Consider the following 16076-nt stretch of genomic DNA (forward strand, 5'->3'; position numbering starts at 1 on the left):
CGATGCGCCTTTGCCGTTTGAGTCGAGCGGACCAATACGCCAGTAGCTCAATTGGCAGAGCAGCGGTCTCCAAAACCGCAGGTTGGGGGTTCGAGTCCCTCCTGGCGTGCCATTCAAGAAAGAGGAACGACGCAAGCGATTCGAATGATCAAGCCGCACCTTCCTCCGGGAAATGCGCAATCGAACGGGTCCCTGCCATAACGTATGAATGCCAAGGTCGAAAAAACGGAAGCGCCGAACAACGGGTTCGATGTCGTCAAGCTCGTTCTCGCAGGTGTGTTGTTCGTGGCGGGCATGGTTGCCTACTACTACTTTGCAGACTGGAACGGCTGGGGTCGGATTGGCGTCCTGTCCGCGGGAGTGATTGCGGCGGTTGCCATCACGTCGTTCACCGGCTTCGGCCGCTCGGGTCGCGAGTACCTGAGTGAATCCCGCTTCGAATTGCGCAAGGTCGTCTGGCCGACGCGTGACGAGACGATCCGCACGACGCTGGTGATCATGGTCGTTGTTGTCATCCTGAGCCTTTTGCTGGGCCTGATCGACGTGATCCTCAAATGGGTCGTGCTCGATCACCTGCTGAAGCTCGGACACTGAGGACCAGGCATGAGCAAGCGTTGGTATGTGGTGCATGCCTATTCGGGTTTCGAACACACGGTGTCGCGTTCGTTGAAGGAGCGCATTGCCCGTGCGGGCATGGAAGAGAAGTTCGGTGAAGTGCTGGTACCCACCGAGGAAGTGATCGAAATGCGCGGCGGCCAGAAACGGCGCAGCGAGCGCAAATTCTTCCCCGGTTACGTGCTTGTGCAGATCGAGACCCACGACGAAGGCAAGTCGATCAAGATCGACGATGAATCGTGGCATCTGGTGAAGGAAACACCCAAGGTCATGGGCTTCATCGGCGGAACCGCCGATCGTCCGTCGCCCATCAAGGATTCGGAAGCCGACAGCATCCTTGCCCGCGTGCAGGAAGGCGTCGACAAGCCGCGTCCGAAGGTCCTGTTCGAGCCGGGTGAGATGGTCCGCGTCACCGAAGGACCCTTCAACGACTTCAACGGCACGGTCGAGGAAGTGAACTACGAGAAGAGCCGCCTGCGGGTGGCCGTGCTGATTTTCGGACGTTCAACACCGGTCGAGCTGGAATTCGGGCAGGTGGAGAAGGCGTAAAGGTCGGGAATCGTGAGTGGGGAAGCGGGAATGGGCGGAGCCGACGGCTTTTCCATTCCGGATTCCCGGTGACCGATTCCCTGTTTCAACCAGTCAGGAGGAGTCCGGCGGCCGAAGGGTGCGCAGACGCTCGAACTCCAGGAGCTTAGAAAATGGCAAAGAAAGTCGTCGGCTACATCAAGTTGCAGGTCAAGGCCGGTCAGGCCAATCCGTCTCCGCCGGTGGGTCCCGCCCTCGGTCAGCGCGGTCTCAACATCATGGAGTTCTGCAAGGCGTTCAACGCTGCCACGCAGAAGCTCGAGCCGGGTCTGCCGACGCCCGTCATCATCACCGCGTACTCGGATCGTACCTTCACCTTCATCACGAAAAGCACGCCTGCGTCGGTGCTGCTGAAGAAGGCCGTTGGTATCACCTCGGGCTCGAAGCGCCCGAATACCGAGAAGGTCGGCAAGGTTACCCGCAAGCAGCTCGAGGACATCGCGAAGGCGAAAGAGCCCGATCTGACAGCGGCGGACCTGGAAGCAGCCGTCCGCACGATCGCGGGCAGCGCCCGCAGCATGGGCCTGGTATCGGAGATCTGACATGACCACGAAGATCAGCAAGCGTTACAAGGCGCTCAGCGAGAAAGTCACGCCGGGCAAGGCCTATCCCATCGACGACGCACTGAAGATCGTCCAGGACGGCGCCAAGGCAAAGTTCGCCGAATCGATCGACGTGTCGATCCGCCTCGGCATCGACGCGAAGAAGTCCGATCAGGGCGTTCGCGGATCGGTGATGATGCCGCACGGAACCGGCAAGACCGTGAAGGTCGCAGTGTTCTGCCCTCCGGGTGAGAAAGCCGAGGCTGCGAAAGCGGCCGGCGCGGACGCAGTCGGCATGGAAGATCTCGCCGAGCGCATGCAGGCGGGCGACCTCGACTTCGGTCGCGTGATCGCGACGCCCGATGCGATGCGCGTCGTCGGCAAGCTCGGCCAGTTGCTCGGCCCGCGCGGTTTGATGCCGAACCCGAAAGACGGCTCCGTTGCCGCCGACGTGGTGACGGCGGTCAAGAATGCAAAGGCCGGACAGGTGAAGTTCCGCAACGACAAGGGCGGCATCATCCACTGCTCCATCGGCAAGGCGAGTTTCGAGGCGACTGCGCTGAAAGACAACCTCAACGCGCTGCTCTCGGATCTGGTGAAGGCGAAGCCGTCATCTGCGAAAGGAATTTTCCTGCAGAAGGTCTCTTTGTCCAGCACGATGGGTGTGGGCGTGACGGTCGATCATTCGACCCTGTCCGCCTGAGGGTACGCCGCTGGCGCGCGGGCCTGAAGGCGGCCTCTGCGACAGTCGGGCAACAACGTTTCAATGAGGCGCTTTCGATCGCGCCTCACAAGATTTTGAGGGCGCCCGCCGATGCGGGGGCCGTCAAAGACCGCAGGCGATCAAGGCGGCGAGATCGGGACGCATGGATGCGTGTTTTGCAAGGATTCTCCCGATCCTGTCGACAAGATCTCAAAAGCCCAGCCTGCGCAGATGGTGTCGCCTCCTGGAAAGTTTCTGGTTCTTGAGCCTCTGGGCAGACCAGTCAGACAGGCCACCACCGGGACGCGATTTCGCGTCCCCGGCATCCGGGACGGATGTCGTTCAGGACCGCAGCCGGCGTCGCGCCGGAAGCGGAGTTCATTTGGAGGAGTGCAATGGCTCTAAATCTGTCCCAGAAAAAAGAAGTGGTCGCTGAATTGGCTGTTGTCGCCGCGAAAGCCCACTCTTTGGTTGCTGTCGAGTACGCAGGCACCACGGTCGCGCAAATGACCGCGATGCGCAAGAAGGCTCGCGAAACAGGCGTGTTCCTGAAAGTCGTCAAGAACACCCTCGCTTCGCGCGCGGTGGCTGGTACCGACTACGAATGCGTCAAGGATTCGTTGATCGGCCCGCTGCTGTATGCGTTTTCGACAGAAGAGCCCGGCGCTGCCGGGCGTCTGATCAAGGAATTCGCGAAAGGCAACGACAAGCTGAAAGCGATGGTCGTTGCTGTGGGTGGCCAGCAGTATCCGGCCAGCCATGTGGACGTGCTCGCTTCCTTGCCGACGCTGCAACAGGCGTTGGGCATGCTGGCGCGCGTCCTCGCCGAACCGGCGAGCATGTTCGCACGCGCGGTCAAGGCAGTTGCCGACAAGCAGGGCGAAGGCGATGCCGCCGTCCCGGCCGAGGCTGAAACGGCCTGAGTGCGATCCGCAACGACTTGTTGAACCCTTTCCAGAAAAATTTCAAAGAGGTCATTATCATGTCACTGTCCAACGATCAGATCGTCGAAGCCGTCGCCGCGAAGAGCCTCATGGAAGTCATGGAGCTGGTCAAGGCGATCGAAGAGAAGTTCGGCGTTTCCGCGGCTGCACCCGTTGCTGCTGCCGGCCCCGCCGCTGCCGCTGCACCGGTTGAAGAGCAGACCGAGTTCAATGTCATCCTGAAGGCGACCGGCGAGAAGAAGGTCGAAGTCATCAAGGCTGTTCGCGCCATCACCGGCCTCGGCCTGAAGGAAGCGAAGGACCTCGTCGAAGCCACCGGCACGATCAAGGAAGCCGTGTCCAAGGATGACGCCGCAAAGATGAAGAAAGATCTGGAAGCTGCCGGCGCGACCGTCGAGGTCAAGTAAGCGACGTTTACGCGTTGCTTGCCGCTGTAGCCAAGTAAAGCCAAGCCTGGGGGCGCAAGCTCCCGGGCTTTGCCCGTTACTGATTTTCCGGAGCGGGCATGGGAAATCGCGTGAGTCACCTCCATGTGGGGAGGTCGCGTGATTTCCGATGTCCGATTCCCGCCGGTTTTCTCCAGCGACGTGCCGCCGTCGCCCGCTGTACGAGGTGTGCCCCTCATGAACAACAAGTCGACTTATTCCTTCACCGAGAAAAAGCGAATCCGCAAGGATTTCGGCAAGCGCCCACCCGTGCTCGAGGTTCCATTCCTCTTGGCCATCCAGGTCGACTCGTATCGCGAGTTCCTGCAGGCCGAGGTCGAGCCCAACGGCCGCGAGGACAAGGGCCTGCATGCCGCGCTGCGATCGGTGTTTCCGATTTCCAGTTATTCCGGCAGTGCGGCGCTCGAGTACGTCAATTACCGTCTCGGTGAGCCTGCGTTTGACGAGCGCGAATGCCGTTCGCGCGGTATGAGCTACGGCGCGCCATTGCGCGTCACGGTGCGCCTGGTGATCTACGACAAGGAATCGTCGAACAAGGCGATCAAGTACGTGAAGGAGCAGGAAGTCTACATGGGCGAGTTGCCCCTGATGACCGACACCGGCACCTTCATCGTCAACGGTACGGAACGCGTCATCGTCTCGCAGCTGCATCGCTCGCCGGGCGTGTTCTTCGACCACGACCGGGGCAAGACGCACTCGTCCGGCAAGTTGCTCTACAGCGCGCGCGTGATTCCGTATCGCGGCTCGTGGCTGGATTTTGAATTCGACCCGAAGGATGCGTTGTTCACGCGTATCGATCGTCGCCGCAAGTTGCCGGTGACAGTCCTTCTGCGTGCGCTCGGGTATACCAACGAAGAGATGCTCGACATCTTCTTCGAGAAGAACGTGTTCCGCTTGGGCAAGAAGGACAGTGCGACGCTCGATCTCGTCGCCGAGCGGCTGCGTGGCGAAACGCTGAATTTCGACTTGCGCATCGGCGACGAAATCATCGTCGAGGCCGGCAAGCGCATCACCGCGCGTCACGTGCGCCAGCTCGACAGCGCGAAGATCAAGTCGCTGGAAGTGCCCGACGAATACCTCGGCGGTCGCATCCTCGCGCACGACGTCGTCGATACCAAAACCGGTGAGTTGCTCGCGTCGGCCAACGACGAGCTCAACGATGCGCACCTCGAGGCTTTCCGCAAGGCGGGCATCGAGCGCATCTCGACGCTGTGGGTGAACGATCTCGATCGTGGCGACTACATTTCGCGCACGCTGCGTATCGATCCGTCGAAGACGCCGCTCGAGGCGCTCGTCGAGATCTATCGCATGATGCGTCCGGGCGAGCCGCCGACCAAGGATGCGGCGCAGAACCTGTTTCAGAACCTGTTCTTCTCCTCCGAGCGTTACGATCTCGATCGTGTCGGCCGGATGAAGTTCAACCGCCGTGTGGGTCGCAAGGACGACAAGGGCCCCGGCATCCTGTTCGACGGCAAGTATTTCGGCGACCGCAACGACGAAAACTCCAAGTCGATGTTCAAGGAGTTTGGTCCGGGTTCGGACATCCTCGATGTGATCAAGGTGTTGATCGAGATCCGCAACGGCCGCGGCATCGTCGACGACATCGACCATCTCGGCAACCGTCGCGTGCGTTCGGTCGGCGAGATGGCCGAGAACGTGTTCCGTATCGGTCTCGTTCGTGTCGAGCGCGCCGTGAAGGAGCGCCTGTCGCTGGCGGAAGCCGACGGCCTGACCCCACAGGACCTCATCAACGCAAAGCCGGTTGCAGCCGCGGTGAAGGAGTTCTTCGGTTCATCGCAGCTGTCGCAGTTCATGGATCAGAACAACCCTCTCAGCGAAGTCACCCACAAGCGTCGCGTATCTGCGCTTGGACCGGGCGGGTTGACGCGCGAGCGCGCGGGCTTCGAAGTGCGTGACGTTCATCCGACGCACTACGGTCGCGTGTGCACGATCGAAACGCCGGAAGGCCCGAACATCGGCCTGATCAATTCGCTCGCGGTGTATGCACGCACGAACGATTATGGCTTCCTCGAGACGCCGTATCGCAAAGTCACCGGCGCGAAGATCACCAACCAGGTGGAATTCCTGTCGGCGATCGACGAGGGTGAATACGTCATCGCGCAGGCGAACTCGCCGCTCAACAAGGACGGCACGTTCTCCGAGGAGTTCGTTTCCTGCCGCTTCCACGGCGAATCCGAGCTGCGTCCGCCGAGCGAGATCAACTACATGGACGTGTCGCCGATGCAGACCGTGTCGGTTGCCGCGGCGCTGGTTCCGTTCATCGAGCATGACGATGCAAACCGCGCGCTGATGGGCGCGAACATGCAGCGCCAGGCGGTTCCGACGTTGCGCAGCCAGAAGCCACTGGTTGGAACGGGCATCGAACGCGCCGTTGCACGCGACTCCGGCGTCACCGTCGCTGCGCGCCGTGCGGGCCTCATCGACCAGGTCGATGCGGGTCGTATCGTGGTGCGTGTGAACGAAGACGAAATCGGCGACAACGATGCCGGTGTCGACATCTACACGCTGACCAAGTACACGCGCTCCAACCAGAACACCAATCTCAACCAGCGTCCGCTGGTCAACGTCGGTGATCGCGTGGAAGCGGGTGACGTGCTGGCGGACGGCTCGTCGACCGATCTTGGCGAGCTCGCGCTCGGCCAGAACATGCTGGTCGCGTTCATGCCGTGGAATGGTTACAACTTCGAGGACTCGATCCTGCTGTCGGAGCGCGTCGTCGAGGAAGATCGCTACACGACGATCCACATCGAGGAACTCACCTGCATCGCGCGCGACACGAAGCTCGGTCCGGAAGAAATCTCGGCGGACATTCCGAACGTCGGCGAGCAGGCGCTCGCGCGCCTCGACGAATCGGGCGTGGTCTATATCGGAGCCGAAGTGAAGGCGGGCGACATCCTGGTCGGCAAGGTCACGCCGAAGGGCGAGTCGCAGTTGACGCCGGAAGAAAAACTTCTCCGCGCGATCTTCGGCGAAAAGGCTTCGGACGTGAAGGACAGTTCGTTGCGCGTGCCGCCCGGCATGGACGGCACCGTCATCGACGTCACCGTGTTTACCCGCGATGGCATCGAGAAAGACAAGCGCGCGCGCCAGATCGAAGAGATGGAAATCAAGCGCATCAAGAAGGACTTCGACGATCAGTTCCGCATCCTCGAGGGCGCGATCTTCAATCGTCTTCGTGTTGCGATCGTCGGCAAAGTGGCGAATGGCGGTCCCGGCACGCTCAAGAAGGGCGCCGAGATCACCGGTGAATACCTCGACGGGTTGAAGAAGGACGAGTGGTTCGCGATCCGCATGAAAGACGAGGACATGGCGGAATTCCTCGAGCGTGCGCAGGAACAGATCAAGGGCCACAAGGACGAGTTCGACCAGCGGTTCAAGGCCAAGCAGGCCAAGATCACCGCGGGCGACGACCTTGCGCCCGGCGTGCTCAAGATGGTCAAGGTCTACCTTGCCGTGAAGCGCCGCATCCAGCCGGGCGACAAGATGGCCGGCCGTCACGGCAACAAGGGTGTCGTGTCGATGATCGTGCCGGTCGAGGACATGCCGTATGACGAGAAGGGTCGTCCGGTCGACATCGTGCTGAACCCGCTCGGCGTTCCGTCCCGTATGAACATCGGGCAGATTCTCGAAGTGCATCTGGGTTGGGCGGCGAAAGGCCTTGGCGAGAAGATCCAGCACATGCTGCAGGCGCAAGCCAAGGTGGCGGAACTGCGCAAGTTCCTCGACGAGATCTACAACGGCGGCAACAAGGAAGGCCTCGGTCACCACGTCGATCTCAAGTCGTTCACGGACGATGAGTTGCTGACGCTCGCGCGCAATCTGCAGGACGGCGTGCCGATGGCGACGCCGGTGTTCGACGGTGCGTACGAGTCGGAGATCAAGGCGATGCTGCGTCTGGCAGATCTTCCCGAATCCGGACAGACCACGTTGATCGATGGTCGAACCGGCGAACCGTTCGATCGACCTGTGACGGTCGGCTACATGCACGTGCTCAAGCTCAACCATCTCGTCGACGACAAGATGCATGCGCGTTCAACCGGTCCGTACTCCTTGGTCACCCAGCAGCCGCTTGGTGGTAAGGCGCAGTTCGGCGGACAGCGCTTCGGCGAAATGGAAGTCTGGGCGCTGGAGGCCTACGGCGCGGCGTACACGCTGCAGGAAATGCTGACGGTGAAATCCGACGACGTCTCCGGCCGCAACCAGATGTACAAGAACATCGTCGATGGCGACCACGAGATGGTCGCGGGCATGCCCGAGTCGTTCAACGTGCTGGTGAAGGAAATCCGCTCGCTCGCGATCAACATGGAGCTCGAAGAAACGAAGTAGCAGGGACGGCGGGACTCGGGGTGCGGAGTTCGTCGATGCCCAATCGACGAACCTCCGGCCTCGCGAAGTTCCGCTCTGACAAATCCCCAATCTCGGCTCTCGACTCCCGGAGAATCAAATGAAAGACCTGCTGAACCTGTTCAACCAGACGCGCCAGTCGCTCGATTTCGACTCGATCAAGATCGCGCTCGCCTCGCCCGACCTGATCCGTTCGTGGTCGTTCGGCGAAGTGAAGAAGCCGGAGACGATCAACTACCGCACGTTCAAGCCTGAGCGCGACGGTTTGTTCTGCGCGGCGATCTTCGGGCCGATCAAGGACTACGAATGCCTCTGCGGCAAGTACAAGCGCATGAAGCATCGTGGCGTGGTGTGCGAGAAGTGCGGAACCGAAGTCACGTTGGCCAAGGTGCGCCGCGAGCGCATGGGTCACATCGAGCTCGCATCGCCGACTGCGCATATCTGGTTCCTGAAGTCGCTGCCGTCGCGCATCGGCCTCATGCTCGACATGACGCTGCGCGACATCGAGCGCATCCTCTACTTCGAGGCCTACGTTGTCGTCGATCCCGGCTTGACGGCGCTCGAGCGTGGTCAGCTGCTCAATGAAGAGCAGTACCTGCAATCGGTCGAAGAGCACGGCGACGAGTTCGATGCGCGCATGGGCGCGGAAGCTGTCTACGAGCTGCTGAAGACGATCGACTTGAACCAGGAGCTGATCCGCCTGCGCGAGGAAATCGCGTCGACGAACTCCGAGACGAAATTGAAGCGTCTCAGCAAGCGCATCAAGCTGGTCGAGGCCTTCCTGGAATCCGGCAATCGCCCGGAGTTCATGGTTCTCACGGTGCTTCCGGTGCTTCCGCCCGACCTGCGTCCGCTGGTTCCGCTGGATGGCGGACGTTTCGCGACGTCGGATCTCAACGATCTGTATCGCCGCGTGATCAACCGCAACAACCGCCTGAAGCGCCTGCTTGAACTCAATGCGCCCGACATCATCGTGCGCAACGAGAAGCGCATGCTGCAGGAAGCGGTCGATGCACTGATGGACAATGGTCGCCGCGGTCGCGCGATCACCGGCACCAACAAGCGTCCGTTGAAGTCGCTCGCCGACATGATCAAGGGCAAGCAGGGCCGGTTCCGACAGAACCTGCTTGGCAAGCGTGTCGACTATTCCGGTCGCTCGGTCATCGTGGTCGGTCCGACACTCAAACTGCACCAGTGCGGCCTCCCGAAGAAGATGGCGCTTGAGCTGTTCAAGCCGTTCATCTTCTCGAAGCTGCAGCGGCGTGGTCTCGCGACCACGATCAAGGCGGCGAAGAAGCTGGTCGAGCGCGAAAGTGCCGAAGTCTGGGACATCCTCGAAGAGGTGATCCGCGAACATCCGGTGCTGCTCAACCGTGCGCCGACCTTGCATCGCCTCGGCATCCAGGCGTTCGAGCCGGTGTTGATCGAAGGCAAGGCGATCCAGCTGCATCCACTCGTCTGCACGTCGTTCAACGCGGACTTCGACGGCGACCAGATGGCTGTGCATATCCCGCTGTCGCTCGAAGCGCAGCTGGAAGCGCGCGCTCTAATGATGTCGACGAACAACATCCTGTCGCCGGCGAACGGCGAGCCGATCATTGTTCCGACGCAGGACGTCGTGCTGGGTCTGTATTACATGACCCGTGCGCTCGAGAACGTGAAGGGCGAGGGCATGGTGTTTGCCAATCTTGCCGAAGTGCATCGTGCCTACGACAACCGCGTGGTCGAGTTGCATGCAAAGATCAAGGTGCGACTGCGCGAAGTGGAGATCGACGAACTTCAGCAGCGCACCGAGAAGACCTCGATCGTCGATACGACCATCGGTCGGGCGCTGCTGGCTGAAATCCTCCCCGAGGGTCTGCCGTTTGCGCTGGCCAACACCGAGCTGACAAAGAAGTCGATCTCGCGACTGATCAACCAGTGCTATCGCCGACTGGGTTTGAAGGACACGGTCGTGTTCGCGGATCAGCTGATGTACACGGGCTTCCACTATGCGACGCGTGCGGGCATGTCCATCGGCATCGATGACATGAAGATCCCTGCGGAGAAGAAGGGCATCCTCGAAATTGCCGAAAAGGACGTCACCGAAATCCAGCAGCAGTTCCAGTCCGGACTGGTGACCGCAGGCGAGCGTTACAACAAGGTCGTCGATATCTGGTCGCGCACGAACGAGCAGGTCGCGGCTGCAATGATGAAGGGCATCGGCGCAGACAAGGTCAAGAACGCGAAGGGCGACATCATCGAACAGAAATCGATGAACTCGCTCTTCATCATGGCCGACTCCGGCGCGCGTGGTTCTGCCGCACAGATCCGCCAGCTGGCGGGCATGCGTGGCCTGATGGCGCGTCCGGACGGCTCGATCATCGAGACGCCCATCAAGGCGAACTTCCGCGAAGGCCTGAATGTTCTGCAGTACTTCAACTCGACGCACGGTGCCCGTAAGGGACTGGCGGATACCGCGTTGAAGACCGCGAACTCCGGTTACCTGACACGCCGCCTCGTCGACGTGGCGCAAGACGTCGTCGTCACGCTGGTGGATTGCGGTACCTCCAACGGACTGACGATGGCGCCGATCGTCGAAGGTGGCGATGTCGTCGAGCCTCTGAAGGATCGCGTGCTCGGCCGCGCAGTGGCGGAAGACGTCTTTGCTCCGGGCAACGACGAGGATCCGATCGCGGTGCGCAATACGCTCCTCGACGAAGCGATGGTCGACAAGATCGAAGCGGCCAGCGTCCAGTCGATTCTCGTTCGCTCGCCCATCACCTGCCAGGCGCGCTTCGGCGTCTGCGCCGTGTGTTACGGACGCGATCTCGCCCGCGGTCATCAGGTCAATATCGGTGAAGCCGTTGGCGTCATTGCGGCGCAGTCGATCGGTGAGCCTGGAACGCAGCTGACGATGCGCACGTTCCACATCGGTGGCGCGGCGTCGCGAGCGGCAGCAATCGACAATGTTCAGGTCAAGACGACCGGCGCATTGAAGTTCACCAATCTGAAGACGGTTGCGCACACCGCAGGTCATCTCGTCGCGGTATCGCGCTCCGGCGAATTGTCGGTCATGGATCAGCACGGTCGCGAGCGTGAGCGTTATCGCGTGCCGTACGGCGCGGTCATCGACGCGAAAGACGGTGCGTCAGTGAAGGCCGGCCAGCTGGTCGCGAAGTGGGATCCGCATACGCATCCGATCGTTTCGGAAGTGGCAGGCGTCGTGCGCTTCATCGACTTCACCGACGGTATCACCGTGCAGGAACAGATCGACGAGCTGACGGGTCTTGCCAGCTCCGTCGTCACGGATCCGAAGCGTCGCGGCAGCGCGGCGAAGGACCTGCGTCCCATGGTTCGCCTCGTCGACAAGAAGGGCGGCGAGTTGCGCCTGCCAGGCACCGACATTCCGGCGCAGTATTTCCTGCCGGCGGGTGCCATCGTGTCGCTGCAGAACGGAGTCGAAGTCGGTATCGGCGACGTCGTCGCCCGTATCCCGCAGGAGACTTCGAAGACGCGCGACATCACCGGCGGTCTTCCGCGCGTTGCCGATCTGTTCGAGGCCCGCAAGCCGAAGGAGCCCGCAATCCTCGCGGAGCGATCGGGCGTGATCAGTTTCGGCAAGGACACGAAAGGCAAGCAGCGCCTGATCATTCGCGATTCGGATGGCAGTGAGCACGAGGAGCTGATCCCGAAGTGGCGCCACGTCATCGTGTTCGAGGGCGAACATGTGGAGAAGGGCGAGACCGTGGTGGACGGCGAGCCGAATCCGCATGACATCCTGCGTCTGCTTGGTGTCGAGCCTCTGGCTCAGTACCTGACCAAGGAAATTCAGGACGTTTACAGACTGCAGGGCGTGAAGATCAACGACAAGCACATCGAAGCGATCATTCGTCAGATGCTGCGCAAGGTCGAGATCGATGACGCCGGCGAAACGCGGTTCCTGCGTGGTGAGCAGGTCGATCGCATGCGTCTGATCGAGGAGAATGGTCGTACGGAAGCCCGCAAGGAGCGTCCGGCGACGATGCTGCCGGTCCTGCTTGGAATCACCAAGGCGTCGCTCGCGACGGAATCCTTTATCTCGGCCGCCTCGTTCCAGGAAACCACACGCGTGCTGACCGAGGCGTCGGTTCGAGGAACCCGGGACACCTTGCGAGGGCTGAAGGAAAACGTTATAGTCGGGCGCTTGATTCCGGCCGGTACGGGACTTGCCTACCACGCCCAACGGCGCAGCAGGCAGGGAACCTTGACCGAATCGGAACGCGCAACGCTTGGATCCACGAGTTCGGTGGCAGAAGCGGTCGCCGAAGACGGCGACGCGCATTGATGGTGGAAACCCGGGCAGGCAGTCCGGCTTCATGTCCGCAAGAGCGGGCGTTCATCGAAGTGTCGTGATGAATCTCCCTTTGCGGGAATGAGGTCAAGCGCGGGTTTTCGGATGTGAATACATCGAAATGAGGCGAAGGAATCGCCTCGTGTTCGAGCGCAGGATGCCAGGCGCCTAGAACCTTGACGGTTTTGTCAGGCGCGCGTTATACTCTTTCGTCTTGGCGGGCCGGATCTTATCGGCCTGCCTTTTGTTTCCCGGAGTTTGTTGAAGTCGTCCGGGTACCACAGAACACGCAGACACGGTTCATACGCATGTCAACAGTCAACCAGCTGGTCCGCAAGCCGCGCAGTCCGAAAACGTACAAGAGCGCGTCTCCGGCTCTCGCAAATTGTCCTCAGCGCCGCGGCGTCTGCACGCGCGTCTACACGACGACGCCGAAAAAGCCGAACTCGGCCCTCCGCAAGGTCGCCAAGGTGCGCCTGACGAATGGCTTCGAGGTCATCAGCTACATCGGCGGCGAAGGGCACAATCTGCAGGAGCATTCGGTCGTTTTGATCCGCGGCGGTCGCGTCAAGGATCTGCCGGGCGTTCGGTATCACACCGTTCGGGGAAGTCTCGACGCTGCAGGTGTAACCAAGCGTCGGCAGAGCCGCTCCAAGTACGGCGCGAAGCGCCCGAAGAAAGCCTGATCAATCTTAAGTAAGGCGTTGAATCATGTCGCGTAAAGGTCAAACCCCGACCCGCATCTTGTTGCCGGATCCGAAGCACGGAAGCCAGGTCATCGCCCGCTTCATCAATATGGTGATGCAGAGCGGCAAGAAGTCGGTTGCTGAAAAAATTGTCTATGGTGCGCTCGATTCCATCGGCGAAAAACACGCCGAGCCGGTCAGTCTGGTGGAAAAGGCGCTGAGCAACGTTGCGCCGGCTGTCGAAGTGAAGTCGCGTCGCGTCGGTGGCGCCACGTATCAGGTGCCGGTCGAGGTGCGTTCGTCGCGCCGGACCGCTCTGGCGATGCGTTGGCTGATTGACGCAGCGCGCAAGCGCGGTGAGAACACGATGCCGCGCAAGTTGGCGGCAGAGTTGGTCGAAGCGGCGGAAAACCGCGGCGGTGCCGTGAAAAAGCGTGAAGAGACCCACCGCATGGCGGAAGCGAACAAAGCATTCTCGCATTACCGCTGGTAAGCAACACGGTTGCACAGGGTGGCCAGGATGGCCGCTCTCAGACGAAGAGGGAACTTCGTAGAGACGATCAATGGCACGCATCACGCCCATCGAGCGTTATCGAAATTTCGGCATCATGGCTCACATCGATGCTGGAAAGACGACAACGACCGAGCGGATTCTTTTCTACACCGGCGTCAATCACAGGATTGGCGAGGTGCACGAAGGGTCGGCCACGATGGACTGGATGGAGCAGGAGCAGGAGCGCGGAATCACGATCACGTCGGCCGCGACGACTTGCTTCTGGACCGGCATGGAATGTTCGTTTCCGCAGCATCGTTTCAATATCATCGATACGCCGGGGCACGTCGATTTCACGATCGAAGTCGAACGTTCGCTCAGAGTCCTCGATGGTGCGGTATTCGTGTTGTGTGCGGTCAGTGGTGTGCAGCCGCAGTCCGAGACGGTATGGCGGCAGGCAAATAAATATCAGGTACCGCGACTTGCGTTCGTCAACAAGATGGATCGCGCCGGTGCCGACTTCGACAAGGTGGTCGCTCAGTTGAAAGAGCGGCTCGGAGCGAATCCGGTGCCGATGCAGGTGCCGATCGGTGTCGAGGACAAATTCGAAGGTGTGGTCGACCTCGTGAGCATGAGGGCGGTCTACTGGGATGTTGATTCACAGGGCATGTCGTTTGAGTTTCGCGACGTACCCGCAGATTTGCAGGAAGCCTGCGCAAAAGCGCGGGAATATCTCGTCGAGGCAGCGGCTGACGCGAGCGAGGAGTTGATGGACAAGTACCTCGAAGGAGGTGTCTTGTCGGATGAAGAGGTGTATGCGGGCATACGCGCGGCAACGCTTGCGAACCTGCTGATCCCGGTGTTTTGTGGTGCCGCTTTCAAGAACAAGGGCGTGCAGTCGGTTCTCGATGCGGTGATACGTTTTCTGCCAGCGCCTTCGGATCGGCCGCCGGTAAAAGGTATTGATGAGAACGACAAGGACGATCAGCGGGGCGTCGGCGACGACGAACCTTTTTCGGCCCTGGCATTCAAGATAATGATCGACCCGGTGGTCGGTTCGCTGACGTTCTTCCGGGTCTACTCGGGTACGTTGAATTCAGGCGATACCGTCTACAACCCGGGAAAAGGAAGGAAAGAGCGCGTCGGTCGCATTCTCCAGATGCATGCCGCCGAGCGAAGCGAAATCAGGGAAGTCCGTGCTGGCGATATTGCTGCCGCGGTCGGACTGAAAGACGTCACCACAGGCGACACGTTGTGTGCGGCGGGCCAGGTGATCACGCTGGAGCGGATTTCGTTTCCGGAGCCTGTCATTTCGATGGCAGTGGAACCGAAGACGCAGTTGGATCAGGAAAGGATGGGTGTCGCCTTGTCGCGTCTCGCGCAGGAGGATCCTTCATTCCGGGTACGTTCCGACGAGGAATCGGGGCAGACGATCATCGCTGGAATGGGTGAGCTGCACCTTGAGATTTTGGTGGATCGCATGCGACGGGAGTTCGACGTCGCGGCGAATGTTGGAAAGCCGCAGGTGGCCTACCGCGAAACGATTCGCGAGGCTGTCAGGCAGGAAAGCAGGTTTGTGCGGGAGTCCGGCGGCAAGGGCCAGTACGGCCACGTGGTGCTGGAGATCGAACCGCGGGAACGCGGATCGGGTTATCTGTTCGAGAACATGCTGGTCGGCGGCGCGGTGCCAAAGGAATACGTTCCTGCCGTCGACAGAGGGATCCGTGAAGCGATGCGGAGTGGGCCGATGGCGGGCTACCCGGTCGTGGATGTCAAGGTAAAGCTGGTAGACGGTTCGTACCACGAAGTCGATTCCAGTGAGATGGCGTTCAAAATCGCCGGCTCGATGGGTTTCAGGGAAGGTTTCGGCAAGGCCCATCCGGTCCTGCTCGAACCGGTCATGAAGGTCGAGATCGTGACACCGGAGGAGTATCTCGGTGACGTGATGGGCGACGTGAGTCGTCGGCGCGGTGTACTGCAGGGTTCGGACGATTCGCCATCGGGCATGATCATCCACGCGATGGTTCCGCTCGGTGAAATGTTCGGTTACGCGACCACGCTGCGATCGATGTCGCAAGGGCGCGCCACATTTGCGATGGAGTTCGATCATTACGTCGAGGCGTCAAACAACATTGCCGACGCGGTCATCAGGAAATCCTGATTCGTGTGGCAGGTAGAACAAGCGGCATACCATCCATTCGTTGAAACTGTTTTGAGGTTCTGAGTCATGGCAAAGGGAAAATTCGAGCGCACCAAGCCGCACGTGAACGTAGGCACGATTGGCCACGTTGACCATGGCAAGACGACGCTGACGGCGGCGCTGACGAAGATCGGCGCAGAGCGTTTCGGCGGCGAGTTCAAGGCGTACGACCAGATCGACGC

At 60.6% G+C, this 16076-nt stretch carries 12 protein-coding genes and 1 tRNA gene; all 13 read left to right on the forward strand.

Annotated features, from left to right (window positions below):
* The first annotated feature begins 36 nt into the window (after positions 1 to 36).
* A tRNA-Trp gene (locus ABIV12_RS01060) sits at positions 37 to 112 on the forward strand.
* 92 nt (positions 113 to 204) lie between these two features.
* Positions 205 to 594: a preprotein translocase subunit SecE gene (gene secE, locus ABIV12_RS01065; protein ID WP_348055340.1), complete on the forward strand. Its 390-nt coding sequence runs from the start codon at positions 205 to 207 to the stop codon at positions 592 to 594.
* A 9-nt stretch (positions 595 to 603) separates the two neighbouring features.
* Positions 604 to 1164, forward strand: coding sequence for a transcription termination/antitermination protein NusG (gene nusG, locus ABIV12_RS01070; protein ID WP_348055342.1), 561 nt, complete (start codon positions 604 to 606; stop codon positions 1162 to 1164).
* A gap of 152 nt (positions 1165 to 1316) precedes the next feature.
* A complete protein-coding gene (rplK, locus tag ABIV12_RS01075) occupies positions 1317 to 1745 on the forward strand; it encodes a 50S ribosomal protein L11 (protein ID WP_348055344.1) in 429 nt (142 codons plus the stop codon).
* Position 1746: 1 nt separating this feature from the next.
* A complete protein-coding gene (rplA, locus tag ABIV12_RS01080; RefSeq protein ID WP_348055346.1) occupies positions 1747 to 2448 on the forward strand; it encodes a 50S ribosomal protein L1 in 702 nt (233 codons plus the stop codon).
* Positions 2449 to 2843: 395 nt separating this feature from the next.
* Entirely contained in the window at positions 2844 to 3371 is a 528-nt protein-coding gene (gene rplJ, locus ABIV12_RS01085) for a 50S ribosomal protein L10 (protein WP_348055348.1), read from the forward strand.
* Between the two features lie 59 nt (positions 3372 to 3430).
* Complete coding sequence (gene rplL / locus ABIV12_RS01090; RefSeq protein WP_348055360.1) at positions 3431 to 3799, forward strand: 50S ribosomal protein L7/L12; 369 nt, start codon at positions 3431 to 3433, stop codon at positions 3797 to 3799.
* A gap of 216 nt (positions 3800 to 4015) precedes the next feature.
* On the forward strand, positions 4016 to 8185 hold the full coding sequence (gene rpoB / locus ABIV12_RS01095) for a DNA-directed RNA polymerase subunit beta (protein ID WP_348055350.1): 4170 nt from the start codon (positions 4016 to 4018) through the stop codon (positions 8183 to 8185).
* 118 nt (positions 8186 to 8303) lie between these two features.
* Positions 8304 to 12509, forward strand: a complete 4206-nt coding sequence (gene rpoC / locus ABIV12_RS01100; protein WP_348055352.1) for a DNA-directed RNA polymerase subunit beta' — start codon at positions 8304 to 8306, stop codon at positions 12507 to 12509.
* 314 nt (positions 12510 to 12823) lie between these two features.
* Positions 12824 to 13201: a 30S ribosomal protein S12 gene (rpsL, locus tag ABIV12_RS01105; RefSeq protein WP_348055354.1), complete on the forward strand. Its 378-nt coding sequence runs from the start codon at positions 12824 to 12826 to the stop codon at positions 13199 to 13201.
* Positions 13202 to 13226: 25 nt separating this feature from the next.
* Positions 13227 to 13694 carry a 30S ribosomal protein S7 gene (gene rpsG / locus ABIV12_RS01110; RefSeq protein WP_348055356.1) on the forward strand — a complete coding sequence of 156 codons (468 nt, stop codon included), beginning with the start codon at positions 13227 to 13229 and terminating at the stop codon, positions 13692 to 13694.
* A gap of 70 nt (positions 13695 to 13764) precedes the next feature.
* On the forward strand, positions 13765 to 15855 hold the full coding sequence (fusA, locus tag ABIV12_RS01115) for an elongation factor G (protein WP_348055358.1): 2091 nt from the start codon (positions 13765 to 13767) through the stop codon (positions 15853 to 15855).
* A gap of 66 nt (positions 15856 to 15921) precedes the next feature.
* On the forward strand, positions 15922 to 16076 hold a 155-nt coding region (locus ABIV12_RS01120; protein WP_348055362.1), incomplete at its 3' end, for a GTP-binding protein.

It is taken from the genome of Dokdonella sp., assembly GCF_039926425.1.
Classification (GTDB): domain Bacteria; phylum Pseudomonadota; class Gammaproteobacteria; order Xanthomonadales; family Rhodanobacteraceae; genus Dokdonella_A.

Bases quoted from the DNA above. Each gene is read 5' to 3' on its own strand.
- secE (WP_348055340.1), top strand. From the start codon at position 205: ATGAATGCCAAGGTCGAAAAAACGGAAGCGCCGAACAACGGGTTCGAT.
- nusG (WP_348055342.1), top strand. From the start codon at position 604: ATGAGCAAGCGTTGGTATGTGGTGCATGCCTATTCGGGTTTCGAACAC.
- rplK (WP_348055344.1), top strand. From the start codon at position 1,317: ATGGCAAAGAAAGTCGTCGGCTACATCAAGTTGCAGGTCAAGGCCGGT.
- rplA (WP_348055346.1), top strand. From the start codon at position 1,747: ATGACCACGAAGATCAGCAAGCGTTACAAGGCGCTCAGCGAGAAAGTC.
- rplJ (WP_348055348.1), top strand. From the start codon at position 2,844: ATGGCTCTAAATCTGTCCCAGAAAAAAGAAGTGGTCGCTGAATTGGCT.
- rplL (WP_348055360.1), top strand. From the start codon at position 3,431: ATGTCACTGTCCAACGATCAGATCGTCGAAGCCGTCGCCGCGAAGAGC.
- rpoB (WP_348055350.1), top strand. From the start codon at position 4,016: ATGAACAACAAGTCGACTTATTCCTTCACCGAGAAAAAGCGAATCCGC.
- rpoC (WP_348055352.1), top strand. From the start codon at position 8,304: ATGAAAGACCTGCTGAACCTGTTCAACCAGACGCGCCAGTCGCTCGAT.
- rpsL (WP_348055354.1), top strand. From the start codon at position 12,824: ATGTCAACAGTCAACCAGCTGGTCCGCAAGCCGCGCAGTCCGAAAACG.
- rpsG (WP_348055356.1), top strand. From the start codon at position 13,227: ATGTCGCGTAAAGGTCAAACCCCGACCCGCATCTTGTTGCCGGATCCG.
- fusA (WP_348055358.1), top strand. From the start codon at position 13,765: ATGGCACGCATCACGCCCATCGAGCGTTATCGAAATTTCGGCATCATG.